Origin of the sequence: Nonomuraea rhodomycinica, from assembly GCF_013363995.1 — a bacterium.
Lineage (GTDB): Bacteria > Actinomycetota > Actinomycetes > Streptosporangiales > Streptosporangiaceae > Nonomuraea > Nonomuraea rhodomycinica.
Genome location: NZ_JABWGO010000041.1, coordinates 1 through 523, shown reverse-complemented (window position 1 = coordinate 523; position 523 = coordinate 1). Strand labels below are relative to the sequence as shown.

The following is a 523-nucleotide window of genomic DNA, read 5'->3' as shown; positions in this document are numbered from 1 at the left end:
CCTCGGCACGGGCCAGTTCGGTCTCACCGCCCTTGGTGCGGACCAGGACGCGGGCCTCGGCGAAGGAGCCGTCGGGGTTCAGCGCCGTGTTGGCCTGCGCCTTGACGTAGCGGTCCTCCTCGTCGGCCGTGAGATAGTCGATCTGGTCGGTCACCTTGCCGTCGACCACCTTGCGGTACGGCGTCTCCACGAAACCGAACGCGTTGAGCCGCCCGTAGGAGGCCAGCGAGCCGATCAGGCCGATGTTCGGACCCTCGGGCGACTCGATCGGGCACATCCGGCCGTAGTGGGACGGGTGCACGTCTCGCACCTCGAAGCCGGCCCGCTCACGCGACAGACCACCGGGGCCCAGCGCGTTCAGCCGCCGCTTGTGCGTCAGGCCGGCCAGCGGGTTGATCTGGTCCATGAACTGCGACAGCTGCGAGGTGCCGAAGAACTCCTTGATCGACGCCACGACCGGGCGGATGTTGATCAGGGTCTGCGGCGTGATCGCCTCGACGTCCTGCGTGGTCATGCGCTCGCG

1 protein-coding gene is annotated in these 523 nt (G+C 68.5%); it reads right to left on the bottom strand.

Going from position 1 to position 523, the window contains the following annotated elements; translation table 11 throughout:
- On the bottom strand, positions 1-523 hold a 523-nt coding region (locus HT134_RS44340; protein ID WP_512698726.1), incomplete at both ends, for an RNA polymerDNA-directed RNA polymerase subunit B.